The sequence below is a fragment of the Bergeyella zoohelcum ATCC 43767 genome (assembly GCF_000301075.1).
Lineage (GTDB): Bacteria > Bacteroidota > Bacteroidia > Flavobacteriales > Weeksellaceae > Bergeyella > Bergeyella zoohelcum.
The window spans coordinates 2,094,226-2,094,620 of the sequence record NZ_JH932293.1; the positions used below are offsets into that span (position 1 = coordinate 2,094,226).

The 395-nt window shown below is 33.4% G+C and carries 1 pseudogene; it reads right to left on the reverse strand.

Annotated elements, in window-relative coordinates:
- Positions 1-197 precede the first annotated feature (197 nt).
- A pseudogene (locus tag HMPREF9699_RS09540) lies at positions 198-395 on the reverse strand (hypothetical protein); the annotation flags it as partial.

The window sequence follows — 395 nt, forward strand, 5'->3', positions numbered from 1 at the left end:
ATTGTTTCCTTGTTTAACATCCACTTCTGTAATATTTAGAAGTTGGAGATTAGAGATTGTACCATGTACAAGGTAGAATGTATAATGATTTTAGAAATTAGAAGTTGGAAAGTAGAGGTTAGAAAGCTAGCAGCCCAAAACTATAAACTGATAAAAAAAGCCCTATCAGATCTTCAATTCTGATAGGGCTAATAAAATTACTTAATTAATTTTTCTAATCTCTCAAGCCTCTGCTTTAAATCTGCAATCTCTGCATCTTTAGCTTTTAATGCTTTGTCTTGCTCTATGCTGTGCAAGTAAAGCTCTTCTATTTTCTCTACATTGGTCAGCTGGGTTTCCATTAAATCTACATAACCTTGTGCTTTAATAGTCTCCGCAGATTTATACCCTGGTAA